This is a genomic window from Methylobacterium sp. FW102-HT35C08 (genome assembly GCF_058790235.1).
This window is the reverse complement of sequence record NZ_JBYTCL010000002.1, coordinates 6193852-6218939: the sequence shown is the minus strand read 5'-3', so window position 1 is coordinate 6218939 and position 25088 is coordinate 6193852. Positions and strand designations below refer to the sequence as shown.

At 71.2% G+C, this 25088-nt stretch carries 24 protein-coding genes; 18 read left to right on the top strand and 6 right to left on the bottom strand.

Translation table 11 applies throughout. From position 1 onward, the window contains the following. The first annotated feature begins 7 nt into the window (after positions 1 to 7). The 8 genes from AC3WSN_RS29780 (at position 8) to cobJ (ending at position 9181) form a co-directional block, all read left to right on the top strand. On the top strand, positions 8 to 745 hold the full coding sequence (locus tag AC3WSN_RS29780; protein WP_492542871.1) for a CbtA family protein: 738 nt from the start codon (positions 8 to 10) through the stop codon (positions 743 to 745). Then, positions 738 to 1139: a DUF1636 family protein gene (locus AC3WSN_RS29775; protein ID WP_192706768.1), complete on the top strand. Its 402-nt coding sequence runs from the start codon at positions 738 to 740 to the stop codon at positions 1137 to 1139. The genes AC3WSN_RS29780 and AC3WSN_RS29775 overlap by 8 nt, the downstream gene beginning before the upstream one ends. Further along, positions 1136 to 2170 carry a cobalamin biosynthesis protein CobW gene (gene cobW / locus AC3WSN_RS29770; RefSeq protein ID WP_492542869.1) on the top strand — a complete coding sequence of 345 codons (1035 nt, stop codon included), beginning with the start codon at positions 1136 to 1138 and terminating at the stop codon, positions 2168 to 2170. Before AC3WSN_RS29775 ends, cobW begins: the two co-directional genes overlap by 4 nt. A 73-nt stretch (positions 2171 to 2243) precedes the next feature. Continuing rightward, positions 2244 to 5591 (top strand): cobaltochelatase subunit CobN, encoded by a 3348-nt coding sequence (gene cobN / locus AC3WSN_RS29765; RefSeq protein ID WP_492542867.1) that lies wholly within the window; start codon positions 2244 to 2246, stop codon positions 5589 to 5591. Then, positions 5588 to 6955 carry a precorrin-3B synthase gene (gene cobG, locus AC3WSN_RS29760; RefSeq protein WP_492542865.1) on the top strand — a complete coding sequence of 456 codons (1368 nt, stop codon included), beginning with the start codon at positions 5588 to 5590 and terminating at the stop codon, positions 6953 to 6955. Before cobN ends, cobG begins: the two co-directional genes overlap by 4 nt. Further along, a complete protein-coding gene (locus AC3WSN_RS29755; RefSeq protein ID WP_492542863.1) occupies positions 6952 to 7644 on the top strand; it encodes a precorrin-8X methylmutase in 693 nt (230 codons plus the stop codon). Before cobG ends, AC3WSN_RS29755 begins: the two co-directional genes overlap by 4 nt. Then, a complete protein-coding gene (locus AC3WSN_RS29750; protein WP_492542861.1) occupies positions 7644 to 8423 on the top strand; it encodes a precorrin-2 C(20)-methyltransferase in 780 nt (259 codons plus the stop codon). The genes AC3WSN_RS29755 and AC3WSN_RS29750 overlap by 1 nt, the downstream gene beginning before the upstream one ends. Next, on the top strand, positions 8420 to 9181 hold the full coding sequence (gene cobJ / locus AC3WSN_RS29745; protein ID WP_492542859.1) for a precorrin-3B C(17)-methyltransferase: 762 nt from the start codon (positions 8420 to 8422) through the stop codon (positions 9179 to 9181). Before AC3WSN_RS29750 ends, cobJ begins: the two co-directional genes overlap by 4 nt. On the opposite strand, the gene AC3WSN_RS29740 is transcribed toward cobJ, so the two are convergent. After that, positions 9148 to 9915: a cobalt-precorrin-6A reductase gene (locus AC3WSN_RS29740; protein ID WP_492542857.1), complete on the bottom strand. Its 768-nt coding sequence runs from the start codon at positions 9913 to 9915 to the stop codon at positions 9148 to 9150. The genes cobJ and AC3WSN_RS29740 overlap by 34 nt on opposite strands. Before the next feature lie 28 nt (positions 9916 to 9943). Here AC3WSN_RS29740 and cbiE point away from each other — a divergent pair, with 28 nt between their 5' ends. Genes cbiE through AC3WSN_RS29720 form a run of 4 tightly spaced genes read left to right on the top strand, consistent with a single transcriptional unit; the run spans position 9944 to position 13672 of the window. Continuing rightward, positions 9944 to 11176 carry a precorrin-6y C5,15-methyltransferase (decarboxylating) subunit CbiE gene (gene cbiE, locus AC3WSN_RS29735; RefSeq protein WP_192707354.1) on the top strand — a complete coding sequence of 411 codons (1233 nt, stop codon included), beginning with the start codon at positions 9944 to 9946 and terminating at the stop codon, positions 11174 to 11176. Further along, entirely contained in the window at positions 11173 to 11577 is a 405-nt protein-coding gene (locus AC3WSN_RS29730) for a cobalamin biosynthesis protein (protein WP_492542855.1), read from the top strand. Before cbiE ends, AC3WSN_RS29730 begins: the two co-directional genes overlap by 4 nt. Beyond that, entirely contained in the window at positions 11574 to 12350 is a 777-nt protein-coding gene (cobM, locus tag AC3WSN_RS29725; RefSeq protein WP_238194375.1) for a precorrin-4 C(11)-methyltransferase, read from the top strand. Before AC3WSN_RS29730 ends, cobM begins: the two co-directional genes overlap by 4 nt. Further along, positions 12347 to 13672 carry a cobyrinic acid a,c-diamide synthase CobB gene (locus tag AC3WSN_RS29720; RefSeq protein WP_492542853.1) on the top strand — a complete coding sequence of 442 codons (1326 nt, stop codon included), beginning with the start codon at positions 12347 to 12349 and terminating at the stop codon, positions 13670 to 13672. The genes cobM and AC3WSN_RS29720 overlap by 4 nt, the downstream gene beginning before the upstream one ends. 38 nt (positions 13673 to 13710) lie before the next feature. Here the strand turns inward: AC3WSN_RS29720 and AC3WSN_RS29715 are convergent, their stop codons facing one another. Then, a complete protein-coding gene (locus AC3WSN_RS29715; protein ID WP_492543327.1) occupies positions 13711 to 14118 on the bottom strand; it encodes a helix-turn-helix domain-containing protein in 408 nt (135 codons plus the stop codon). 382 nt (positions 14119 to 14500) lie between these two features. Here AC3WSN_RS29715 and hmuQ point away from each other — a divergent pair, with 382 nt between their 5' ends. Together hmuQ and AC3WSN_RS29705 are read left to right on the top strand one after the other, a co-directional pair. Next, a complete protein-coding gene (gene hmuQ / locus AC3WSN_RS29710; protein WP_492542851.1) occupies positions 14501 to 14848 on the top strand; it encodes a heme-degrading protein HmuQ in 348 nt (115 codons plus the stop codon). Between the two features lie 369 nt (positions 14849 to 15217). Next, positions 15218 to 16723, top strand: a complete 1506-nt coding sequence (locus AC3WSN_RS29705; protein WP_492542849.1) for an undecaprenyl-phosphate glucose phosphotransferase — start codon at positions 15218 to 15220, stop codon at positions 16721 to 16723. An 84-nt stretch (positions 16724 to 16807) separates the two neighbouring features. On the opposite strand, the gene AC3WSN_RS29700 is transcribed toward AC3WSN_RS29705, so the two are convergent. Next, positions 16808 to 17293: a transcriptional repressor gene (locus AC3WSN_RS29700; RefSeq protein ID WP_192706757.1), complete on the bottom strand. Its 486-nt coding sequence runs from the start codon at positions 17291 to 17293 to the stop codon at positions 16808 to 16810. A gap of 257 nt (positions 17294 to 17550) precedes the next feature. On the opposite strand from AC3WSN_RS29700, the gene AC3WSN_RS29695 reads away from it, so the two are divergent. Together AC3WSN_RS29695 and AC3WSN_RS29690 are read left to right on the top strand one after the other, a co-directional pair. Further along, entirely contained in the window at positions 17551 to 18378 is an 828-nt protein-coding gene (locus AC3WSN_RS29695; protein WP_492542847.1) for a metal ABC transporter ATP-binding protein, read from the top strand. Between the two features lie 47 nt (positions 18379 to 18425). Further along, entirely contained in the window at positions 18426 to 19250 is an 825-nt protein-coding gene (locus AC3WSN_RS29690; protein ID WP_492543325.1) for a metal ABC transporter permease, read from the top strand. Here AC3WSN_RS29690 and AC3WSN_RS29685 read toward each other — a convergent pair whose 3' ends face one another. Genes AC3WSN_RS29685 through AC3WSN_RS29675 form a run of 3 tightly spaced genes read right to left on the bottom strand, consistent with a single transcriptional unit; the run spans position 19251 to position 21975 of the window. Next, positions 19251 to 20114, bottom strand: a complete 864-nt coding sequence (locus tag AC3WSN_RS29685; protein ID WP_492542845.1) for an SDR family oxidoreductase — start codon at positions 20112 to 20114, stop codon at positions 19251 to 19253. Further along, positions 20111 to 21253 (bottom strand): tRNA epoxyqueuosine(34) reductase QueG, encoded by a 1143-nt coding sequence (queG, locus tag AC3WSN_RS29680; protein ID WP_492543323.1) that lies wholly within the window; start codon positions 21251 to 21253, stop codon positions 20111 to 20113. The genes AC3WSN_RS29685 and queG overlap by 4 nt, the downstream gene beginning before the upstream one ends. Positions 21254 to 21282: 29 nt before the next feature. After that, a complete protein-coding gene (locus AC3WSN_RS29675; protein ID WP_192706754.1) occupies positions 21283 to 21975 on the bottom strand; it encodes a glutathione S-transferase family protein in 693 nt (230 codons plus the stop codon). Positions 21976 to 22230: 255 nt separating this feature from the next. On the opposite strand from AC3WSN_RS29675, the gene AC3WSN_RS29670 reads away from it, so the two are divergent. Together AC3WSN_RS29670 and AC3WSN_RS29665 are read left to right on the top strand one after the other, a co-directional pair. Then, positions 22231 to 23034 (top strand): undecaprenyl-diphosphate phosphatase, encoded by an 804-nt coding sequence (locus tag AC3WSN_RS29670; protein ID WP_192706753.1) that lies wholly within the window; start codon positions 22231 to 22233, stop codon positions 23032 to 23034. A 150-nt stretch (positions 23035 to 23184) separates the two neighbouring features. Next, a complete protein-coding gene (locus tag AC3WSN_RS29665) occupies positions 23185 to 25074 on the top strand; it encodes a methylmalonyl-CoA mutase family protein (protein WP_492542842.1) in 1890 nt (629 codons plus the stop codon). Positions 25075 to 25088: the final 14 nt, after the last annotated feature.

Genomic DNA, 25088 nt, shown 5'->3' with positions numbered 1-25088 from the left:
CGCAGGGATGATCATCCGGCTTCTGTCGGCGGCGCTCGCCGCCGGCTTCCTCGCGGCTGCCGTCGTGACGGGGCTCGAGCTCACGCTGACCTCGCCGCTGATCGTGGCGGCCGAGCGCTACGAGCGCAAGGAACCGACGCATCAGGCGGCGATCGGCCTGCCGATCGTGCTGGCGCATGGCGGGCACGACCATGCCGCGCCCGACGCCGCGCCGGAATGGCAGCCCGGCGAAGGCCTCGCGCGCATGGCGTTCACCGCGCTCGCGACCCTGGTCGGCGGCGTGGGCTACGCCCTGCTGCTCGGCGCCGTGGTGCTCGCCTGCGGGCGCGATCCGACGCCGCAGGTCGGCCTCGCCTTCGCGGTAGCGGGTTTCGCCAGCGTCGCCCTCGCCCCGGGTCTCGGCCTGCCGCCGGAACTGCCCGGCAGCGAGGCCGCGCCGCTCGCCGCACGGCAGCTCTGGTGGGTGATGACCGCCGCCGCCACAGGAATGGGCCTGTACCTGATCGGGATCCGGCGCTCGCTGATCGCGATCCTGGGCGGCCTCGTCCTGATCGTCGCGCCACACGCCGTCGGCGCGCCGCCGGCACCGGAGGGCGCGTCCGAGCTGCCCGCCGCGCTGGCCGCACAGTTCGCGGCCCGCTCGCTGGCGATCAGCTTCGTGTTCTGGATGCTGATCGGACTCGGCCTCGGCTGGGCGTGGCAGGCCTTCTCGCGCGAGACGGCAGCGGGGACCGCCCGTGTCTGAGACCGTCCTGTACGTCTGCACCACCTGCCGCCGCGAGGGTGACGACGCGGCCGGTCCCCGGGCCGGCGCGCGCCTGCTCGAGGCCCTGCGGGACCGCGCCGGCGATGCCCCGGATCTGCGGGTCGAGCCGGTCGAGTGCCTGTCGGTGTGCAAGCGCCCCTGCACGGTGGCGGTCGCCTCGGCCGACCGCTGGACCTACGTGTACGGCGACATGGATCCGGCGGCCTCCGCCGAGACCATCCTCGCCGGGCTCGCGGCCTACGCGGCGACGCCGGACGGCATCGTGCCCTGGCGCGAGCGCCCGGCCGAGTTCCGCAAGGGCGTGATCGCCCGCATCCCCCCTTTTCCGGAACCCCGCCCGCGCACCGCCGGCACCCTGGAGGCCGCGGAATGACCCTCGTGAACAAAATCCCCTGCACCATCGTCACGGGCTTCCTCGGCGCCGGGAAGACCACGCTGGTCCGCCACGTGGTGGAGAACGCCAAGGGTCGTCGCCTCGCCATCCTGGTGAACGAGTTCGGCGATGTCGGCTTCGACAAGTCGTTCCTGGCCGCCTGCGGCGTCGAGGGCTGCACTGAGGACTCCATCGTTGAGCTGCCGAACGGCTGCATCTGCTGCACCGTCGCGGACGATTTCGTGCCGGCGCTGGAGACGCTGCTGTCCCGCGCCGAGCCGCCGGAGCACATCCTGATCGAGACCTCGGGCCTCGCCCTGCCGAAGCCCCTGGTCCAGGCCTTCCAATGGCCGGCGATCCGCTCGCGGGTCACGGTCGATGGGGTCGTCGCGGTGGTCGATGGGCCGGCGGTCGCGGCCGGCGCCTTCGCGGAGGATCCGGAAGCCCTGGCCGCCCAGCGCGCGGCGGACCAGTCTGTCGATCACGACAATCCGCTTGAGGAGGTGTTCGAGGATCAGCTCCTCTGCGCCGATCTCGTGGTGCTCAACAAGGCCGACCTGATCGATGCCGCGACCCGCGCCCGCGTCCGCAGCGAGGTCGAGGGTCACTTGCCCCGCGCCGTGAAGGTGGTGGAGACCGAGAACGGCGTTATCGATCCCCTGGTGCTGCTGGGCCTCGGCGCGGCGGCCGAAGACGATCTGGCCTCGCGGCCCTCGCACCACGGCGAGGGCGAAGATCACGACCACGACGATTTCGAGACCGTGGCGCTGCCGGTCCGCCCGGCGGTGACGGCGGCCGATCTCGCCGCCCGCGTCGAGAAGGCGGCCGAGGCCGAAGGCGTCCTGCGGATCAAGGGCTTCGCCGAGGTCGAGGGCAAGCCGATGCGCCTCGTGGTTCAGGGCGTCGGCCGGCGGGTCGCCCACCATTTCGACCGGCCCTGGCGGTCGGGCGAGTCCCGAGACGGCAAGCTCGTGGTGATCGGGCTCAAGGGCTTCGACCAGGACGCGGTCGCCGCGGCGTTGGCGGGATGACGACGCCCGCGCGCGCCCTCACGACACGCGTCGGCGCGCGGTCGCGCGCGGTCACGGTCTAGGGGCCGCCGCAATGCATCTCGTGCGCATCGATACCGTCTCCCTCGACGAGGGCGAGGCGGCGGTGGACCTCGGGCAGGAGGCCGGCGATCTCGTCGTCCTGTCCTTCACCGACAGCGACCTTTCGGGGATCGGGCAGGCGCACGCCGCCGAGCCCGGTCTGCCGAGCCTGCGCCTCGCCAAGCTCGCCAAGCTGCGGCATCCACTGTCGGTCGACCTCTACGTCGAGCGCGTGGTGACGCACGCCAAGGTGGTGGTGATCCGCTGCCTCGGCGGGCTAGACTACTGGCGCTACGGCGTCGAGCGCTGCGCCGAGGCGGCGAGGGCGCACGGCGTCGTACTCGCGGTGCTGCCGGGCGACGACCGGCCCGATCCGCGGCTTGCGGCCTTCTCCACGGATCCGGACCTAGCCGAGCGCCTCGATCGATATTTCCGCGCTGGCGGTCCTGACAACCTGCGCCGGATGCTGCGGCTGCTGGCCACCAGGACGGGCGCCGATCTGGCGGTGGAGCCGCCCGAGCCGCTGCCGCGTGGTTTTCCCTGGTGCGCAGGCTGCGGCGTTCTTCCCCTCGATCGAGCTGTCGCGGCCGCTGCGAGCGCCGTGCCGCTCGCGGATTGCAGGACGCCGAGCACACCTCTGGCCCTGCTCCTGATCTATCGATCTGCCGTGCTCGGCGGCGACACCGCGCCGTTTGTTGCGCTCGCCGAAGCCCTGCGCGCCCGCGGGATCGGCGTGCTGCCGATGGCGGTATCGAGCCTCAAGGAGCCGGTCGCCGCCGCCGCGGTCGCGGAGGCGGTGCGGGCGCGCAGGCCCGATCTCGTGATCGCCGCCACGGCCTTTTCGGCCCGCGAGGACCGCCTCGATTTCGTGCTCGACGGCGCCGATTGTCCGGTGCTTCAGGCCTTTACGGTCGGCGCGTCGCGGGCGGCCTGGGAGGTCTCGGCCCGGGGCATGGGCGCGGCCGATCTTGCCATGCAGGTGGCCCTGCCGGAATTCGACGGACGACTCTCGGGCTTCCCGATCTCGTTCAAGGAGGAGGCCCCGGAGGTCGCCGGCTTCGCCGAGCGCCGGGCCGTTCCCTACGCGACCGGGATTGCGGCGCTCGCCGAGCGGGCCGCCGGATGGCTGCGCCTCGCCGCCCTGCCCCGCACGCAGCGACGCGTGGCCCTGGTTCTGTCCGACTATCCGGCCCGCGGTGGCCGGGCCGGCTTCGCGGTCGGACTTGATACGCCCGAGAGCGCGCGGATGATCGCCGCCGACCTCGCCGAAGCCGGCTACGCGGCGACCGGGCTGCCGGATTCCGGCGCCCTGATGACCGCGCTCACGCAGGGCCCGGCATCGTTCCGCGTGCCGCTCGCCGACTACGCCGCTTGGCTCGCCGGGCTTCCCGCGGAAACGTGCGCCGCGCTCACCGACGCGTGGGGTCCGCCCGACGCCGACCCCGGCTGCGTGGATGGCGCGTTCCGGTTCCGCGTGGCCGAGGGCGCGCCGGCTGCGGCAGAGGGTCGCCTCGCCGTCTTCCTCCAGCCGGACCGCGGGCGCGATCCCGACCGGAAGGCCGGCTATCATGATCCGGAGCGCGTCCCGGCCCACGCCTATCTGGCTTTCCATCTCGGATTGCGGCAGCGCTTCGACGTGCTGGTCCAGCTCGGCACGCACGGAACGACCGAGTGGCTGCCCGGCAAGGCCGTGGCGCTCGCGCCCACCTGCTTCCCTGCCCTCTGCGTGGGCAGCCTTCCAGTGGTCTACCCGTTCATCGTCGATGATCCGGGCGAGGCGGCCCCGCTGAAGCGGCGCCTTGGCGGGATCGCGCTCGGTCACCTGACCCCGACGACCGCGGCGCACGACCTGCCGCCCGAGGCTGCGCGCCTGCGCGAGTTGGTGGAGGAGTATTCCGCCGCGAGCGTCCTCGATCCGCGCCGGGCCGCGATCATCGCCCGTGCCATCCTGGAGGATGCCGAAGCGGCCGGGCTGCTCGACGGCGCCGGCATCGGCCCGGAAACCCCGATGGACGAGGCGCTGACACGGCTCGACGCTCATCTTTGTGACCTCGGCGAGACCGTCTTTCGTGACGGCCTGCATGTCTTCGGACGCGCGGCCGACGGGGCCGCGGACGCGGCTTCGTCCTGCGCGACCGGCGAGCGCACCGGCCTGCTGGCGGCCCTCGACGGCCGGTTCGTCGCGCCCGGTCCCGCCGGCTCGCCGTCGCGCGGGCGTGCGGACGTGCTGCCCACCGGCCGGAACCTCGCCACCCTCGATCCCCGCGCCATCCCGAGCCGTGCCGCGGCGCGTCTCGGCGAGCAAGCTGCCGCAGCGGTCGTGACCCGTTACCTCCAGGACGAGGGCACCTATCCCGAGCGGATGGTCATGGATCTCTGGGCCTCCCCGACCCTGCGCACCGGCGGGGAGGACGTGGCGCACGCCCTGGCGCTGATGGGCGTGCGGCCGGTCTGGGACCATGCCAGCACCCGGGTTACCGGTTTCGAGGTGCTGCCGCTCGCCCTGCTCGACCGGCCGCGGATCGACGTGACGGTGCGAGTCTCCGGCGCATTCCGCGATACGTTCCCCGACACACTCGCGCTGCTCGACCGGGCCGCGCGGGCGGTCGCCGACCGTGACGAGCCGGATGACGAGAACCCGCTGGCGGCAGCCCGGCGACGTGGCGAGACCGCGGTCCGGGTCTACGGCGCGGCTCCGGGCCGGTACGGCGCCGGAGCGGCGGCCGCCGCGCTCGATGGCGCCTGGGATGCGCGCAGCGATCTCGGGCGTGCCTACCTGGCGGCCAGCAGCCACGCCTACGGCGACCGCGAAGGCCCCGACGCGGATTTCGCCGCCCGGGTGGCGGCGGCGGACGCCTACCTGCACGCCTTCGACGTGGCCGAACGCGATCTCTTCGACGGCGATGCCGCAGTCGACGCGATGGGCGGCTTCGCGGCGGCCGCCTCCATCGGGGGCGCCAGCCCGAAACTCTACAGCCTCGACGTCTCCGTGCCGGAGCGGCCGAAGGCGCGCACGGCCCGGGAGGATGCGGCACGCCTGATCGGCGGCCGGCTCGCCGATCCGCGCTGGATCGCCGCGCAGCTGCGCCACGGCTATCGGGGCGCGCAGGAACTGGCGCAGGGTCTCGACGCGGTCTTCGTCCTCGCCGCGACGAGCGACGCGGTGACCGATGCCGGCTTCGACCGGCTTTACGCCGCCTGGATCGCCGATGCGGAGGTGTTCGAGCGGCTGCGCGCCGCCAATCCGGCGGCGACCCGGGCGATCCTGGAGCGCTTCGACGAAGCGCGAGACCGCGGCCTCTGGCACAGCCGCCGCAACGCCCTGCCTGCCGACGCGCTGATGCCGGAGGCGGCCGAATGAGCGCCCCGGCGCCCCAGCACCGCCGCGCGCTGCCGGAGGCCCCTACCCGCCGGGGTTGGTGCCCAGGTCTCGCCCGCCCGATGCCCACCGGCGACGGTCTCCTTGCGCGCGTGCACCCGCCGCTCGGGATGCTCTCCCGCGATCAGGCGCGGGCCGTGGCGGAGGGCGCGCGCCGGTTCGGCAACGGCCATCTGGACCTCACGGCCCGCGCCAATCTGCAGATCCGCGGCGTGTCCGACGCGACCCGGGCGCCCCTCGCCCGCCTGCTGGAAACGGCTGGGCTCGGCGACGTGCGCGCCGATGGCGGTCCGCAGCGACTGACGCTCACGAACCCGCTCGCCGGCCGCGACGCGTCTGAAGCGATCGATCTGCCGGCGCTGGCCCGCGCCATCGAGGCTGCGGGCCTTGCCGTCCCAGGTCTGCCGGCCAAGACCCTCGTCGTCGTCGAGGGGCGCCCGGATGTGGCGCTGCCGGACGCCGACTGCTTCGTGGTCGCCAGCGGCGCCGGTACGGTCGCGATCGCGGCCGGGACCGCCGAGGGCCGGCGCGACCTCGTCACCTGCTCCGAACAGAAGGCCCCTGCCCTGGTGGCGGCACTCCTGGCCGCCTTCGCGCGCACGGGCCATCGCCGGATGCGCGACCTGTCGGACGAGAGACTCGAGGACCTCACGGACACTCTGCGCGCGCTCTGTCGCGTGCGGGATCTACCTTACGCGGTGGACCGTCGGAGCGGAAACGTCGCCCAGGGCTACAGACCCTTCGCCCCAGCCGCCGGCCTTCGCACCGTGTCGGGTCATCACATCCTCGCCATCGACGCGCCGTTCGGCCGGTGCACCGCAGACTCCCTCGATCGTGTCGTACAGGTGGCGGATGCGGTCGGCGCGGACGCGATCCGCCTCTCGCCGACGCGCGGTTTCGTCCTTCTCGCGGCACCCGGCACGGATGCCGCACCGGCACTGGCCGCACTCGCGGACGCGTTCATCGTCGCACCCGACGATCCCCGGCGCGGGATCGATGCCTGCACGGGCGCGCCGGGCTGCGCTTCCGGATCGACGCCGACGCTGGCAGATGCCGCGCGTCTGGCTGAGGCATCGAGATCATTGGACATGTCGCCGCTCGCAGCGCACGTCTCCGGCTGCGCCAAGGGCTGCGCTCGGCCGGGTCCGGCCGACCTGACCCTCGTCGGCCAGGATGGCCTGTACGGCCCGATCGTCGGGGGTGCGCCCGGCGATGAGCCCGCGCTCTATCTCTCTATCGAGGCGGTGCTGGAGCGGTTAGGAAGGGCCAAGACTGTCGGGCTCGCCGCCGCGTTCGCGCCGGATACAGACCTGACGATGTCCGGGAGGACCAGGAGACCGGCATGAGCGCGAGCCAGAACGCCCTGCGCCAGACAGGATCGGAGCCGGCCGCGGCCCACGAACCTCCGTCCCGCTACGATTACATCCGTGACGGCGGCGCGATCTACGCCCGCTCCTTCGCGATGATCCGGGCCGAGGCCGACCTCGCGCGCTGGTCCGGCGCGGCCGAGCGCGTCGTCGTGCGCATGATCCACGCCTGCGGCATGACCGACCTTCCTTCAGACGTGGAGATGTCGCCTGATTTCGCCAAGGCCGGCGTGGCGGCGCTCCAGGGCGGCGCACCGATCCTGTGCGATGTGCGCATGGTCGCCGACGGCGTCACCCGGGCGCGGCTTCCGGCCGCGAACCCGGTGATCTGCACGCTCGGCGACCCGCGCGTGCCGGATCTGGCGAAGCAGCTCAACACCACCCGATCCGCCGCCGCCATGGAGCTGTGGCGCGAGCACCTTCCGGGCAGCGTCGTCGCGGTGGGCAACGCGCCGACCGCCCTGTTCCGCCTGCTCGAATTGCTCGACGCCGGGGTGAAGCCCCCGGCTGCCGTGATCGGGATCCCCGTGGGCTTCGTGGGGGCTGCCGAGTCGAAGGACGCGCTCGCCCGGGACGGCCGCGTCCCCTTCGTGGTGGTCCACGGGCGGCGGGGCGGCAGCGCCATGACGGCCGCCGCGGTCAACGCCCTCGCCAGCGAGGTCGAGTGATGGACGGGTTCGAACGCCTGGACGCGCCCGGCGAGGAGATCCCGGCCGTGGCGGTGACCGGTACGCTCTACGGGGTCGGCATGGGTCCTGGCGATCCAGAGCTGCTGACCGTGAAGGCGCAGCGGATCCTGATGCGCGCGCCGGTGCTGGTGCATTTCTGCAAGCGCGGGAAGCGCGGCAACGCCCGCACCATCGCGGACGCGATCCTGCGCGATCCCGCCCGCGAGATGCCGCTGGCCTATCCCTACACCACCGAGATCCACCCGGAGCATCCCGACTACGTCGCGGCGCTCGCGGCGTTCTACGACGATGCGGCCGGGCAGCTCGCCGACCATCTCGGCGCCGGACGCGACGTGGCGATCCTGTCGGAGGGCGACCCCTTCTTCTACGGCTCGTTCATGCATCTCTGGCGGCGCCTGAAGGACCGCTTCACCGTGGAGGTGGTGCCGGGCGTGACCGGCATGTCCGGCTGCTGGACCCGGGCGGGGACCCCGATCACCTGGGGCGACGACGTTCTCACGGTTCTGCCGGCGACCCTGTCGCTCGATGCGCTCACCGAACGCCTGCGCGGGACCGACGCCGCGGTCGTCATGAAGCTCGGACGGCACCTGCCCAAGGTGCGTGCCGCGCTGGCGGCGGCCGGGCTGCTCGAGCGCGCGGTCTATGTCGAGCGCGGCACGATGGCGGGCGAGCGCGTCGTGCGGCTCGCCGACAAGGCAGACGACGACGCCCCGTACTTCTCGATGGTGCTGCTGCCCGGCGAGGGGCGGCGGCCTTGAGCGGAAGCGTCACGGTCGTTGGCCTCGGCCCGGGCGACCCGAGCCTGCTCACCGAATCCGCCCGCCGTGCCCTGGACGCGGCCGAGGATCTGATCGGCTACTTTCCCTACGTCGCCCGCGTGCCCGAGCGTCCGGACCTCGTCCGGCATGCCAGCGACAACCGGGTCGAGGTCGACCGCGCTCGCCACGCCCTGCAGCTCGCGGCCGGGGGCCGTCGGGTGGCGGTCGTCTCCGGCGGCGACCCCGGCGTCTTCGCCATGGCGGCGGCCGTGTTCGAGGCGGTGGAGCACGGCGAACCCGGCTGGCGCGACCTTGCGATTACGGTCGAGCCAGGGATCACCGCCATGCTGGCGGCCGCGGCGCGGCTGGGGGCACCGCTCGGGAGCGACTTCTGCGCCCTGTCGCTCTCGGACAACCTGAAACCCTGGCCGGTGGTGATCGCCCGTCTCGAGGCTGTGCTGCGGGCGGATCTCGTCGTCGCGCTCTACAACCCGATCTCGTCGGCCCGGCCCTGGCAGCTCGGGGCCGCGCTCGAGATCGCGGCCGGGATCCGCGCTCCGGAAACGCCCGTGATGTTCGCCCGCGCGATCAGCCGGCCCGACGAGGCGATCCGGGTCGCGACGCTCGCCGAGGCCCGCGACGTGCCGGCCGACATGGCGACGATGGTCATCCTGGGCGCCTCGACCACGCGCCTGATCCCCCGGGACGGCCGTCCGCCTTTCGTCTACACCGCGCGCAAGGTCGAGGGGACGGCGTGATCCCCGAAATCCAGCCAGCGGCGCGCGCCCTCGGCATCCGGGACGCTCGGCACGTCGGGCTTCTCGGGCCGGCGAACCATGATGACGGGAATCGCCAGTCCGCGCGCCGCCGCGATCTTGCCGTAGGTCGCCGCGCCACCGGAATTCTTGCTGACCACGATCTCGATGCCGTGCGCGCGCATCAGCGCGACCTCGGAGCCCGCGTCGAAGGGCCCGCGCGCCTCGAGCGCGGTCAGATGCGGCACCGGCAGCAGGTCGCCCAGCGGCTCGACGGTACGCGCCAGATATCTGTGCTGCGGAGCCGCCGCGAAGGCTCCGGCTTCCTGGCGACCGATCGTCAGGAACACGCGCCGGGGTTCCGGCCCCAGGGCGGCAACGGCCTGCTCCATTGTGTCGACCTCGTTCCAGAGGTCGCCGGCGCCGCGGTACCAGGGTGGACGGCGGATCGCGAGGAGCCGCACACCCGTCAGCGCGGCCGCGCGTGCGGCGTTGGCGGAGATGGTTGCGGCGAAAGGATGAGTCGCGTCGATCAGGCGATCGACGCCCTCGGCGGCGAGGTACCGGGCCAGCCCCTCGGCCCCGCCGAAACCGCCGAGGCGGGTCGGCACGGGCTCGGCCTTCGGCGCGGTGGTCCGGCCGGCCAGCGACAGCACCAGGGACAGGTCGGACCGACCGGCGAGAGATCGCGCAAGGGCGCTCGCCTCGCCGGTCCCGCCGAGGATCAGGATCCGCATGCCGCCGTTCGTCATGGGCACCTTGTCCATGAGCGCTGAGCAACTGTCGAGCCGGACCAGCCCGACCCCCTGGTTGTCGATCGTGGGCATCGGCGAGGACGGGCGGGCGGGGCTCGCGCCCGCCGCCGCTGCCGCGCTCGACGCCGCCCGCGTCGTCTATGGCGGCCGGCGCCATCTTGCTCTCGCGGGCCCGCTCTACGCCGAGATGCGACCTTGGCCGAGCCCGATCCACGCGGCCTATCCGGGCATCCTCGATCGTCGAGGCGAGCCCACCTGCATCCTCGCCACCGGCGACCCGTTTCACTACGGCATCGGCGCCGAGATCGCCCGGCTGGTACCGGCGGCCGAGATCCGCGCGTTTCCGCAGCCCTCGGCGTTCAGCCTGGCCTGCGCACGGCTGGGCTGGCCACTGGCCGAGTGCGGCCTGGTCACCCTCCATGGTCGGGCGCTCGCCCGGATCATCCCACATATCCAGCCGGGCGCCCGGCTGCTCGCGCTGTCATGGGACGGATCGACCCCGGCGGCGCTCGCCGGCCTGCTCCGCGAGCGCGGCTTCGGCGCGTCGCTGCTGACCATCCTCGAGGCCATGGGCGGCCCCCGGGAGCGCGTCCGTGCAGCTCGCGCCGACGCCTTCGATCTCGGCATCATCGACCCGCTCAACACCGTGGCGATCGCCGTCGCCGGCGAGGGCCGCAGCCTCCCGCTCGCGCCGGGGCTCGACGACAGCCTGTTCGAGAATGACGGGCAGCTCACCAAGGCGGAGATCCGCGCCATGACGCTCGCGGCCCTGCGCCCCCATCCGGGCCTGCACCTGTGGGACATCGGAGCCGGCGCGGGCTCGATCGCGATCGAGTGGATGCTCCGCCATCCAAGCCTGAGCGCCACCGCGATCGAGGCGCGGCCCGATCGGGCCGAGCGCATCCGGCGGAACGCCGAGGCTCTGGGCACCCCCGATCTCGCGGTGGTCACCGGTGCAGCCCCCGAGGGGCTCGCCGGCCTGCAGGCGCCGGATGCGGTCTTCATCGGCGGCGGCGTTTCGGAGCCGGGCCTCCTGCCGGCGGTGCTGGCGGCGCTCAGGCCGGGCGGGCGCTGCGTCGCCAACGCGGTGACGCTCCAGGGCGAAGCCGCCCTGCTGGCGGCTTTCGCGCAACAGGGCGGCAGCCTGCGACGCTATTCGGTCGACCGGGCGAGCCCGGTGGGCGGCCTGCACGGCTGGCGCCCGGCGATGCCGGTGACCCAATGGGCCTGGACCAAGACATGACCGGTCGTCTCGTCGCCGGCATCGGATTCCGCCGGAATACCGGCCCCGACGAGATCGCGGCGCTGATCACCCGCGCGCTCGGGCAGGCCGGCGTCGACGGCACGGCGCTCGCCGCCGTCGCCACCGCGGCAGACCGCGCCGGCGAACCCGCCATCGCCGCGGCCGCGGCCGGGTTCGGTTTGGCGCCCTGCCCGGTCGGACCCGACGCCCTGGCGGCCTCCGACGCACGGGTCGTCACACGCTCCGCGCGCATCGAGAATCTGCGCGGGATCGGCTCGCTGGCGGAAGCGGCCGCCCTGGCCGTGGCGGGACCAGAGAGCCGCCTCGTTCTTCCCCGGATCGCGAGCGGCGGCGCCACCTGCGCGCTGGCCCTCTGGCCCAACACGAATCCTGCCCCATGACGGTTCACTTCATCGGCGCCGGCCCCGGCGCGGCGGATCTCATCACCGTGCGTGGCCGCGACCGGATCGCGGCTTGCCCGGTCTGCCTCTACGCCGGATCCCTGGTGGCGCCCGAGATCCTCGGCTGGTGCCCGCCCGGCGCGCGGATCATCGATACCGCCCCCCTCGACCTCGACGCCATCATGGCGGAAATCGAAGCTGCGCATGCCAGCGGACAGGATGTGGCGCGCCTTCATTCGGGGGATCTGTCGATCTGGAGCGCGCTGGCCGAGCAGATGCGGCGGCTCGACGGGCTTGGGATTCCCTACACGGTGACGCCGGGCGTCCCAGCCTTTGCAGCCGCGGCCGCCCTGCTGCGGCGCGAACTCACCGTGCCGGGCGTGGCCCAATCCGTGGTGCTCACCCGCACCTCCGGCCGGGCGAGCGCCATGCCGGAGCGCGAGACGCTGGCGGCCTTCGCGGCCACCGGCGCGACGCTCGCGATCCATCTGTCGATCCACGTGGCCGAGCGGGTGGCGGGCGAGCTGATCCCGTTCTACGGGCCGTCCTGCCCGGCGGCTGCGGTGTTCCGCGCGTCCTGGCCGGATGAGCGGGTGCTGTTGGGCGACCTCGCTACGTTGCCCGGCCTGGTCGCGGCGGCGGGCCTGGAGCGGACCGCGCTGATCCTCGTCGGGCCGGCGCTGGGCGCCGAGACCTTCCGCGAGAGCGCCCTCTACGCCCCCGACTATGATCGGCGCTACCGCCCGGGCGGCACCGTCGGGACCGCGTCGTGAGCGCGCCCGGACTCCTCGTCGCGGCGCCCCGCTCCAGCTCCGGCAAGACCACCGTGGCGCTCGCCCTGATGCGGGCGCTGACCCGGCGCGGCCTGCGGATCCGGGCCGCGAAATGCGGACCGGACTACATCGACCCGGCCTTTCACAGGGCCGCGACCGGCCGGCCGAGCTTCAACCTCGACAGCTTCGCCATGGCGCCGCCGCTGCTCGACGCCCTCGCCTCGGCCACGGCGACCGATGCCGACCTGGTGATCGCCGAGGGCTCCATGGGCCTCTTCGACGGTGTGCGGGCTGCGGAGAGCCGGACCGGGGCCAATGCCGACATCGCCGCCCGCTTCGGGTGGCCGGTGGTGCTGGTGGTCGATGTGTCCGGCGCGGCCCAGTCGGCTGCCGCGGTCGCGCTCGGCTGCAAGCTCTACGACCCGCGGCTGACGATTGCCGGGGTGATCCTGAACAAGGTCGCGAGCGCGCGCCATCGCCGCTTGGTCGAGGCCGGGATGGAGCGGGTTGGCTTGCCGGTCCTCGGTGTGTTGATGCGCGACGCACAACTCGTCTTGCCCGAGCGTCATCTCGGCCTGGTTCAGGCCGGCGAGACCACCGATCTCGAGACGCGCCTCGACCGGCTGGCCGATCTGGCCGAGGCGGGAATCGATCTCGACGCCGTGACAGCCTGCGCCGGTGGCGCCGTACCGGTCGCGACGGGCTCGTTGATCGCTCCGCCCGGACAGCGCATCGCCGTCGCACGGGATGCGGCTTTCAGCTTCCTCTATCCGCACATCGAAGCCGGGTGGCGCAAGGCCGGGGCTGAGCTCGTCCCGTTCTCGCCGCTGGCCGACGAGCCACCCCGCGCGGATTGCGACGTGTGCTGGCTGCCCGGCGGATACCCGGAACTGCACGCGGGCCGGCTGGCGCGCGCCAGCCGGTTCATGGAAGGGTTGCGCAGCTTCGCGCAGGCGCGCCCCGTCCACGGTGAGTGCGGCGGTTACATGGTCCTGGGGCAGAGTCTCGAAGATGCGGACGGCGCGACTCACGCGATGGCGGGCCTGCTGCCAGTCCGGACCTCATACCACCGTCGCAAGCTCCACCTCGGATACCGTGTCGCGCGGCTCTGCGGCGACGGCGTTCTTGGCAGGCGCGGCGCGCGCTTGGTCGGACACGAGTTCCACTACGCCAGCGAAGTGTCGCCGGTGCCGGATGTATCGGCGGCGCTTGCCCAGGTCACGGATGCGGAGGACGTCGCGCTGGGCCTCGCCGGGCACCGGCTCGGCACGGTCACCGGAAGCTTCTTCCATGTCATCGCCGCAGACCAGGCGCAGGCTTGAGACCCACGCGGTGACGGGTTTGCGGAGGACAACTTCGGTCAGGTCGGGTTGGCCGGAGGCGGGACGTTGCGCGCCTGGGCGAGGCGCGCAACGCTGCGGACCAGCGCCAGCACGTCGCGGCGCATCTGCTCGTCCTCGATCTGCGCGTAGGCCCGCAGCAATTCGATCGCTCCATGTGAGCTGAGGAAGCCGAACACATTCTCCCGGGAATTTTCGCGTGGCTCATTCTCCTCGAAGAACGCCGAGACAGGCACCTCAAGTAGTCGTGCGATCTCGCGCAGCCGCCCGGCGCCGACCCGGTTCTGGCCCTTCTCGTATTTCTGCACCTGCTGAAAGGTCACGCCGACCGCGTTGCCCAGCGCGGTCTGGCTCATGCCCCGCGCCTTGCGCAACGCCGTGATGCGGATACCAACGAGGCGGTCGACGTCGGTGGTCTGCTTCGGCATCGCCTGACCGGACAGATCCTTCTCCGCGGAAGAGATTGCGTCCTGTTGCGGACGCGGTGTCTTCGCCTCGCTGTCGCGCCGCTTCACCGTCCGCCCCTGCGTCCTATGTCGTACGAGTCGATCTACCCGCTCAAGTGCTCGCAACCGGCAAACGCCAGCCCCGCGACACAATCGAGCGACGCCGCAGTAGGACACCAAGTTGTCAGGCTTCGCAAGTCTAAGGTTACAGCTTCTAGTTTAACCTTACACATCTTTGCAACATTGTTGCTGAAATGTCGATAGCGAATCTCTGCGCAGTTTCTGTGGTGCGCCTTGTCGCCGCGCCGCGGGTCACCCTAGAGACAGCGACGCTTGTATGATTAACGCCGAAAAGGAGAAACGCATGTTCATCGCGATGAATCGCTTCAAGGTGGTCAAGGACGCGACCGACGATTTCGAGGCGGTCTGGCTAGGTCGCGACAGCCATCTGGGCGAGATGCCGGGCTTCGTCGAGTTTCACCTGCTTCGCGGTCCGGAGTATGAGGACCACGTTCTGTATGCGTCGCATACCATCTGGCGCTCGCGCGCGGATTTTGAGGCGTGGACGCGTTCCGAACAGTTCCGGAAGGCTCATGGACGCGTTCCCTCGACCAAGCCTCTCTATCTCGGCCATCCGCAATTCGAAGGCTTCGAGGCGATTCAGACCGTCGGTTCCTCAAGTGCAGACCCGGAGAGCGTCGAGGCCATCTGATCAAGCTTGGCTTGCACAAAAGGTCGCGGCCACCGTCTCAACGGCGTGAGGCTCTGCCATCAGCGGAATCGATCACCGTCCGCCGCAACCCCAGCCAACGCGATTGGATGAAACCGGCGCAGGCCCAAACGGTCCTGCGCCGGACCGTTTGGGTGCTGAGCGTGCGATACAGCCGCTCAGCATTAGTTCAGCATTAATCATGTATTGTCGCGGCTCAGGTTGCGCACTAAGTCGCGCCGAGCTCGAAATCCCGGAATCGTGAGTCGTTCGGGCCCACGGCTTGCTCCGTCGCGGATACAGGCCGGCGCTGAAACCTTGCGCGTTTCAGACTGGTACAGAGTCCGATCAAGACGGGACGTGGCGCGGCAAATGTTTCACGATCGGCTTCCGGAAACGTTCCAGGCTCTGCCCGAGACGGCGGAGCGCCGCCGCAACGCGTGGTCGGCGGTGCTTCCCCGTCGCGGTCGCGCCGTGGCGCGGATCGGCTTGTCATCGGCGCTGGCCTTCACCGACGTCCTGGCGATCCTGGCGGTCACACTCTGCATCGAATTCGGCTACCATGTCGCTTACGAGGACGGCCCGCTCTGGCTGGGCAGCCTACGCGGGCTCAGGCTTTCGGCGCTGCTGAGCCTAGTCATCGTCGCCACGACTGCACTGCGCTCCGAATACAATCTCGACAACGTGATCGCGCGAAAGGCGAATCTTCAGCGCGTGGCGTCGCTGTGGCTGGTGGCCTGGGCGGCTCTGCTCGTGGTCAGCTTCATGACCAAGACGACCAACGACTACTCGCGGATCGTGTCGATCGGGATCTTCCTGCTCGGGCTCCCCACGTTGATGGCGACGCGGGACCTGATGACACGCGTGGTGCGCAGGCGTCTGACGGCCGGATCGACTTCCGTCAGCCGCGTCCATCTGGTCGGGTACGAGGACGACATCACCCGCTTCTACGCCGCCAACGAGTCCGAGAATCTCGGCCTGCGGATCGTCGGCACGAGCTACCTCCGCCGGGTCGATCCGGGCGCCGACACGGCGACCCGCCATGATCAGTTGCAGGAAGACCTCGACCTCGCCGTCTCGGTCGTCCGCTTCCTGCGGCCGGACGATGTGTTCGTGCTCGTGCCCTGGGCCGACACCGCGGAGGTCGAGCGCTGCATCGACGCATTCCTGCGGGTTCCCTCCGCCCTGCATCTGCGCCCCGGCACGGTGCTCGACCGGTTCCCGGATCTGCAGGTCGCGCGGGTCGGCGGCGTCGCGGGGATCAACATCGGCCGTCGCCCGCTCAATCTGGGCGAGGTGTTGCTGAAGCGCGCGTTTGATCTCACGGTATCGGCGATCGCGCTGGTCTCGCTGTCTCCGTTGCTGGTCGCGATCGCCGTGGCGATCAAGCTCGACAGCCGGGGGCCGGTCTTCTTCCGTCAGAAGCGGTACGGGTTCAATCAGCAGCCGTTCGGTGTGTTCAAGTTCCGATCGATGCGCGCTGAGCCGGACGCGGCGTTCCGTCAGGCGACCCGCAACGACAGCCGCATCACCCGCGTCGGCGCGTTCCTGCGGCGGACCAACCTCGACGAGCTACCCCAGCTGATCAACGTCCTGCGGGGCGAGATGTCGTTGGTCGGCCCCCGGCCCCACGCGCTCGCCCACGATCGCAGCTTCGAGCGGCGGATCGCGCTCTACGCCCGTCGCCACAACGTTCGGCCCGGGATCACTGGCTGGGCGCAGGTCAACGGCTTCCGCGGCGAGACGCTCACCGACCTCGACATGGAGCGGCGTGTCGCCTGCGACCTCCACTATATCGACAATTGGTCGATCTGGTTCGACATCCAGATCATGGTCCAGACCATCGTGTCCCGCCGCGCCTATCGGAACGCGTTCTGACGGGCTGCTGAGACCGCGCCGCGCGCTTGGCATCGCACGACCCGCGCGGCGTTGTCGCGGCGATGGCGCCGGGATCCGTTGGCGTCAGGACGCATGCTTCCCCTGGCTGCAGGCGTCGCAATCGCCTTCGACCTCAAGGATGCTGTGCGTGGGCGTGAATCCGGCCCGCTTCAGCGTGCGCCCGAGGCCACCCTCGACTTCCTCCGACGAGGTCTCGTCGACGCCGCCGCAGGTGCGGCAAATCAGGAAGATAACCCCCTCCCCCGGCGCATGGCCATGCGCGCAGGGGATGAAGGCGTTGCGGCTGGCGATCCGATGGACCAGCCCCTGCTCCATGAGAAAATCGAGCGCGCGATAGACCGAGACGGGTGCCACGCGCCTGCCCGGTGCGCTGAGGCGCTCGGCGATGTCGTACGCGCCCTGCGCCTTGCCGGATTCGGCCACGGCCTCCAGCACGTCGCGGCGCAACGGCGTGAATTGCAGCCCGCGCTCGCGACAGAGGGCTTCCGCCCGCGCGAGCATGTCACCCGCGCCGGCATGGCACGCGTCGTGACCCTCGTGACGGTGCATGATGGCTCCAGTGGACTGATCCGCAGGTTGTCCCGCGGGTTTGTTACAGTGTATCACCGCCACCCTGGACCGCACCAGTAGCCCTGCACGGTCCCCGCGCCGGCCCGAGCGCGCGACGAGGACGCCTTGCCGATCACTCCCAGCCCGAGACACGCGGCCCGGCGATCCCTGTTTCAGAGCGGGATCGGGCTGCGCCTGGCGCTTGCCGGAGCTCTCTCGGCCTTCGTGTGGCTGACGATCGCCTGGGCGCTCACGGCATGAGTGTTTCGCGGCAGCAGCCGGCCCCGATCCGGCTTGTCGGCCTGACCCTTGGCTACGACCGGCATCCGGCGGTCCACCATCTCGATGGGACGGTCCGGGCCGGGGATCTGCTCGCGCTGGTCGGGCCGAACGGGGCCGGCAAATCGACCCTGTTGAAGGGCATGGCCGGGGAAATCCGCTGTCTGGAAGGGCGTATCGAGCGCGCGGGCGCCCTCGCCTACATGCCGCAGGCGGACGAGATCGACCGGAGCTTTCCGCTCAGCGTCATGGACCTTGCCGGCATGGGGCTCTGGCGACGGTCCGGCGCCTGGCGGAGCCTCCGCCGGAATAGCCGGGCGATCGAGGCGGCCCTCTCGGCGGTCGGTCTCGAAGGGTTCGAGGCGCGGCCGATCGGCACGCTGTCCGGTGGCCAGTTCCGACGCGCCCTGTTCGCCCGGCTCATCCTGCAGGATTGTCCCGTGGTGCTCCTCGACGAGCCGTTCACCGGCATCGACGCCCGGACGGTCGACGATCTCCTCGCGCTGGTCGCGGCTTGGCACGCCGAGGGCCGTACGGTGATCGCTGCCCTGCACGACCTCACACAGGTGCGGGCGCATTTCCCGTCCACGTTGCTCCTCGCGCGGGAGCCGGTGGCCTGGGGGCCGACCGCACGGGTGCTGACGCAGGAGAACCTGGCACGCGCGCGCAATCTCTCCGAGGCCTGGGACGAGGGCGCGCCGGTCTGCGCCGGCCCGCAAGCCGCAGGCGCGCACGACCATGCGCACGCGCATGACCACGCTGCGCATGGCCCAGGCGCACACGGTCATCACGAGGACGCCGCGTGATCGATCCGTTCGGGACATTCCTGGCGCCGTTCGTCGAGTTCGGCTTCATGCGCCGGGCGCTGGCCGGCTGCCTGGCGCTGTCGGTATCGGCGCCGCCGGTCGGGGTGTTCCTGACCCTGCGCCGGATGAGCCTGATGAGCGACGCGATGAGCCACGCCATCCTGCCGGGCGCGGCAGCCGGCTTCCTGGTCGCCGGCCTGTCGCTGCCGGCCATGACCCTCGGCGGCCTTGTCGCCGGCCTTGCGGTGGCGCTGCTCGCCGGCGCCGTGACCCGCGCCACGGTGGTGCGCGAGGATGCCAATCTGGCGGCCTTCTACCTCATCTCGCTGGCGGCCGGCGTGCTGCTGGTCTCCCTGCGCGGTTCGCAGATCGACCTGATGCACTTCCTCTTCGGCTCGGTCCTGGCGCTGGATGATGCCGCGTTATGGCTCCTCGGCGGCATCAGCACGCTCACCCTCCTGGCGCTCGCGCTGAACTACCGGCCGCTGGTCATGGAATGCGTCGACCCGCTGTTCCTGCGCACGGTGAGCCGCAGCGGCGGCCCGGTGCATCTCGCCTTCCTGGCTCTGGTGGTCGTGAACCTCGTCGGCGGCTTCCAGGCGCTGGGCACCCTACTGGCGGTCGGGCTGATGCTGCTTCCTGCGGTCGCCGCGCGGTTCTGGGCCCGCGACCTCGGCGGTCTCATTCCGGTCTCGATGCTGATCGCCGCGACGGCGAGCATCTCGGGGCTCAGCATGTCCTATCACTTCGATTTGCCGAGCGGTCCGGCCATCGTGCTGGCGGCCGGGGCGCTGTATGTCGCCTCGATGATGGTCGGGCCCCGCGGCGGCCTGCTTCGCCGCCTCGTCCGGACGCGCCACCTCGAAGCCTGATCAGGGCCGGTCCTTCAGGGACGCCAGCCCCTCACGGTAGGTCGGGTGGGCGAGCGTCACACCGAGCTCATCGCGGATCAGCGCGTTCCGGACACGCTTGTTCTCGCCGTAGAAGCTGCGCGCCATCGGCGACAGGTCGGCGGTCTCGAAATCGATCTCGGGCGGCAGCGGCAATCCGGTAAGGGCGGCGGCGTGCTCGGTGACCGTCTGCGGCGCGGCCGGCTCGTCGTCGGTGACGTTGTAGATCGCTCCGGCGCGCGGCCGGTCGATGGAGGCGAGCAGCGTCGTGGCGATGTCGTCCACGTGGATCCGGTTGAAGACCTGACCGGCCTTGACGATGCGCTGGGAGCGGCCCTCCCGCAGCTTGACGATCGGGTTGCGGCCCGGCCCGTAGATGCCCGACAGCCGGAAGACCTGCACGGCCTTGCCGGTCTCGGCGCCGAGCTTGAGCCACGCCGCCTCCGCATCCAGGCGGATCCGCGACCGGGCACTGCGCGGCGCGGCCGGCGTGGTCTCGTCGATCCAGGCCCCGCCCTGGTCGCCGTAGACCCCGATGGTCGAGAGATAGCCGATCCAGCCGATCCGGCTGGCCCGGACCGTCGCCTCGTAGCGGGCGAGGACCGGGTCGCCCTCCTCGCCCGGCGGTGCCGATACCAGGAGCGCGTCGGTGTCGGCGAGGTCGTCGGCGATCCGGGGGTCGTCAGCTTCCGGGCCGAAGGCGCGCATGGTGAAGCCGGTCTCCGCCGCGATGCGGTCGGCGGACGCCATCTCGGTGACCGTGGCGCGCACGATCGCGAACCGGTCGCGCGCGCGCTCGGCGAAACGGCGGCCGGTGAAGCCGAGCCCGAAGACGAAGAGATTCATGCGGCGGATGTCTCGCCCACCCCCGCTCCCGTCAAGCCGGAAGCCCGCCACTCGTCGCGGACATGCACGTCGGTCTCTCCGACGCCGAACCTACGATAGAGGGATTCGACCGCCTCTTGCCCGAGAAGCCGGCCGCATGCCCAGACCGCCATGCCGCGCACCAGCGGCGACGCATCCGCGAGCCGGGCCATGGCCGTCTCGGCCAGATCCGGATCGCCGGAATTGCCGATCGCGATCATCACGTTGCGCAGGAAGCGGTCGCGGCCCGTGCGTTTCACGGGCGTGCCGGCGAAGAACCTGCGGAACGCCGCATCGTCCAGAGCCGCGAGATCTTTCAGGGCGGGCGCCGCCAGATCCGCCCGGGCGGCCAGCCGGTTCTCCGCGGCCGTGCGAGCGAACTTGTTCCAGGGGCAGACCGCGAGGCAGTCGTCGCAGCCGAACACGCGATTGCCGATCGCGGGCCGGAACGCCTCGGGGATCGGGCCGCGATGCTCGATGGTCAGGTAGGAGATGCAGCGCCGGGCATCGAGGCGGTAGGGCGCCGGGAACGCATCGGTCGGGCAGATGTCGAGGCAGGCCCGGCAGGAGCCGCAATGATCGCGCCCGGGTGGGTCGGGCTCGAATTCCGCGCTGGTATAGATCGCTCCGAGGAGCAGCCAGTTGCCGTGCTCGCGGGAGATCAGCACCGTGTGCTTGCCCTGCCAGCCGAGCCCGGCGGCCTCGGCCAGCGTCTTCTCCATCACCGGAGCGGTGTCGCAGAACACCTTCACCCGCACGTCGCCCTTCGCCGACAGGTAGCCGCCGAGTTCCTTGAGCCGGCCCTTCAAAACCTCGTGATAATCCCGGCGTTGCGCATAAGCCGCGACCGCGCCGCGGTCCGTCCTCGCCGTCAGCGCCAGCGGATCGTCGTCCGGCCGATAGCTCATCGCCAGAACCAGGATGCTGCGCAGGCCGGGCCACAGGCCGGTCGGCCGGGCGCGCTGATCCGCCCGCTCCGCCATCCAGTCCATGGTGCCGTGCGCGCCTTCGGCGAGCCACGTCGAGAGACGGCTCGGCAGATCCGGTAGACGGTCCGGACGGGTGACACGCAGGCCGCAGAAGCCGAGCGCCCGGGCCCGGGTCTCGACGAGGCGGCGCAGATCGGCGCCGAAATAGGTCCGTCGGTGGCTCAGAAATCCAGATCCGCGTAATGGGCGGCCGGCGCCATGCCGGGCACACGGTCGGCGAGCAGGCCGCGGAACGAGGGCCGCGACTTGATCCGCGCATACCAGTTTCGCGCCATCTCGTCCTCGTCCCAGGGCACGTCGCCCAGATAGTCGACGCACGAGAGATGGGCAGCCGCAGCGAGATCGGCATAGGTCAGGTTGTCGCCGGCTATCCAGCGGCGGCGCGCAATCAGGTAGCCGATGTACTTGAGGTGGTAGCGCACGTTGCTGCGCGCTGCGCGAATCGCGTTCATGTCCGGCGGGCCGCCGCCCTCGTGGGCCGACATGAAGCGCTTCGAGATCTTCTCGTTCACGAGATAGGCCGTCACCTCGGAATCGAACTTGACCAGGAACCAGTCGAGCAGGCGCCGCACCTCGACGCGCTCGACGGTATCCTCCGGCAGCATCCGCCGCCCCGACAGACCGAGACCGCGGGTCTCGTCGAGATACTCCGCGATGACGCCGGCACCGGGGATGACCAGACCGGTCTGCTCCAGCAGCACGGGCGTCACGCCCGCCGGATTGATCAGCAGGAAATCGTCGCGCCGCTCCCAGGGCCGTTCCTCGAACAGCGTCGGCTCCATGCCCATCTCGGCGAGCACGAGACGGATGAACCGGGAATTCGCGCAGAAGGGGAAGTGGTAGAGGGTCGCCATCGAGGCCGTGCGGGACGTTCGGTCTGCCAGCGCGGCCGGTCCCGCGCTCGTCGAGGGTCCTGAAACGCAGATCTTCGGCGCGCAGGACTTCGGACCGAGCGTTATTGCCCGACCGTTGCCGAGCCCTTAACACGCGCAGCCGGCTCCGGTAACCGCCCGTCAACCCTGATCGGCGAAGCCACCGGCACAACTATTCAGGTGGTTCGCGGCGAGCCCGGCACGGGTCGACGCGTGCCCGCGGCACAAGGCTTCGCGATGGATCCGGCAAGCATCGGCAAGGCAGTCCTGCTCGCCCTGGTTGAGGGCGCGACCGAGTTCATCCCGGTCTCCTCCACCGGCCACCAGCTGCTCGTCGGCCACTTCATCGGCTTCCACTCGCCCAACAACACCTTCGAGGTGCTGATCCAGCTCGGCGCGATCCTGGCCATCCTGGCGGTCTATTTCCGCCGCCTGCTGGGCATCGCCACCGCCCTTCCCAACGATCCGAAGGCGCGCCGCTTCGTTCTCGGCATCCTGGTGGCCTTCCTGCCGGCGGCGATCATCGGCGGCATCTTCTCGAAGATGATCAAGGCGTACCTGTTCAACCCGTGGATCGTCTGCGCGACCCTGGTGGCGGGCGGCTTGGTGCTGCTCGTCATCGACGACACCGATCTGCGGGTGAAGAAGACCGACGTCTACGATTTCTCGCTACCGATGGACCTGAAGATCGGCATCTTCCAGTGCCTTGCGATGATCCCCGGCGTGTCGCGTTCGGGCGCCACGATCGTGGGAGCGATGCTGATGGGCGCCGACAAGCGCTCGGCCACCGAGTTCTCCTTCTACCTGGCGATGCCGACCATGGCGGGTGCCTTCGCCAAGGATCTGCTCGACAACTACAAATACCTGTCGAGCAACGATGTCGGCCTGATCGTGATCGGCTTCATCGTGTCGTTCATCTCGGCGCTGTTCGTGGTGCGCGTGCTGCTCGACTACGTGTCCCGGCACGGCTTCTGGCTGTTCGCGTGGTGGCGGATCATCGTCGGCGCGCTCGGCTTCGCGGGGCTGATCATCTTCGGCTGACCCGCAGGCCTTCTCGGCGGCGCTCGATCAAAATTCGGTCATCCGCGGCTTGAGGTTTCCTAAACCTTCGGGCGATTGCCTCCGGCGGAACGGCATGCGAGGCAATCCCATGAAAGCGGCGCAGCAGACGCCGCGCCCTGGGACGCTCCGATGGAAGACACACCGCTCGCCGACCTCTTCGAGCCCGCCGACCGGGCGCGCTGGCTCGGCCTCGTCGAGGGTGTCCTGAAGGGCGCCGATTTCGAGAAGCGGCTCGTGTCACGGACGGCAGACGGCCTGCGGATCGAGCCGCTCTACGGACCGGCCGAGCCGGCAGCGCAGCCGGTCCGCGAGCCGGGCCCGTGGCGGATCGCGCAGCGCGTCGATCATCCGGACATCGCCGCCGCCAACGCGCTGGCGATGACCGACCTCGAGGGCGGGGCCGACGCCCTCGTCCTGGCCTTCGCGGGTGCGCCCGCCGCCCGGGGCTACGGCCTGACCGCCGCGACCGTCGAGGACCTCGACGCGGTCCTCAAGGGCGTGATGCTGCCGCTGATCGCCTTGCGCGTCGATGCCGGCGGCCAGGGGCTCGAAGTTGCTCGCCTCGTGAAGGCCCTGGCGGAGCGTCGGGGCGAGGATCTCGCCACCTACGATCTCGATCTCGGCATCGACCCGGTCGGCGTCCTGGCCGCCACCGGCAGTCTCGGCGCCGTCTGGAGCGAGATCGCGCCGCGCCTCGCCGAGACCGTCGCGGAGCTGGGCGCCGCGGGTTTCCGCGGGCGGGCCTTCCTGGCCGACGGACGGCCCTACCACGAGGCCGGAGCCGGAGAAGCGGCCGAGCTCGGCGCCGTGCTGGCGACCGCCGTCGCCTACTTGCGCGCGCAGGAAGCCGCCGGCCACGACCTCGACAGCGCCCGCGACCGCATCGCGGTGCTGCTGGCGGCCGATGCCGACGAGTTCGTCACGGTCGCGAAGTTCCGCGCCGTGCGGCGCCTCTGGGCACGGGTCGAGCAGGCCTGCGGCCTCGATCCGAAGCCGCTCCGGGTCCACGCCGAGACCGCATGGCGGATGATGACGAAGCGCGATCCGTTCGTGAACATCCTGCGCACCGGCATGGCTGCGGCGGCGGCCGGGATGGGCGGGGCCGACAGCGTGGCGGTCTTGCCCTACACGCAGGCTCTGGGCTTGCCCGATGCCTTCGCCCGGCGTGTGGGCCGCAACAGTCAGATCGTCCTGATCGAGGAATCACACCTCGCGCGGGTCAGCGATCCGGCGGCGGGCGCCGGCGGCTTCGAGGCGCTCACCGCCCAGATCGCCGAGGCCGGCTGGGCGGCGTTCCAGACGATCGAGGCCGAGGGCGGGATCGTCGCCTCGCTGAGCGTCGGCAAGCTGCAACGGCGGATCGAGCTCACCCGAGAGGCACGGTCAAAGGCGGTCGCGACCCGGCGTGAGGCGCTGACGGGGGCCAGCGAGTTTCCGAACCTCGCCGAGAAGCCCGTCACCGTGCTCGACGTGGCGCCAATCAGCGCGCCGCGGGGATCGAATTTCGGATCGGGCGCGGCGGTCGCCTGCGACGCCCTGCCCTTCCAGCGCCTCGCCGAACCTTACGAGGCATTGCGCGACGCCTCCGACGCCTTTCTCGCCAAGACCGGGCGCCGGCCGGCGGTCTTCCTCGCCAACCTCGGCGCGGTGGCCGCCTTCAATGCCCGGGCGACCTTCGCGGCCAACGCCTTCGCGGCGGGCGGCATCGAAGCCCTGTCGAACGACGGATTCACGGACGCGGACGCGCTCGCGGCCGCCTTCCGGGAGTCCGGGGCCGTGCTCGCCTGCATCTGCTCCACCGACGCGATCTACGCGGAGCGCGCCGTCGCGGCCGCTGAGGCGCTGGCCCGGGCCGGTGCCGGCACGGTGTACCTCGCCGGCAAGCCCGCGGATCTCACCGAGCCGCTGAAGCAGGCGGGCGTTGACGCCTTCCTGCATGCCGGCTGCGACCTCCTCGCCCTGCTGAATGCGGCGCTGCGCACAGCGATGCGCGCGCCGACCCCGCAGCCGGCGACCTGATCCGTCACCGGATC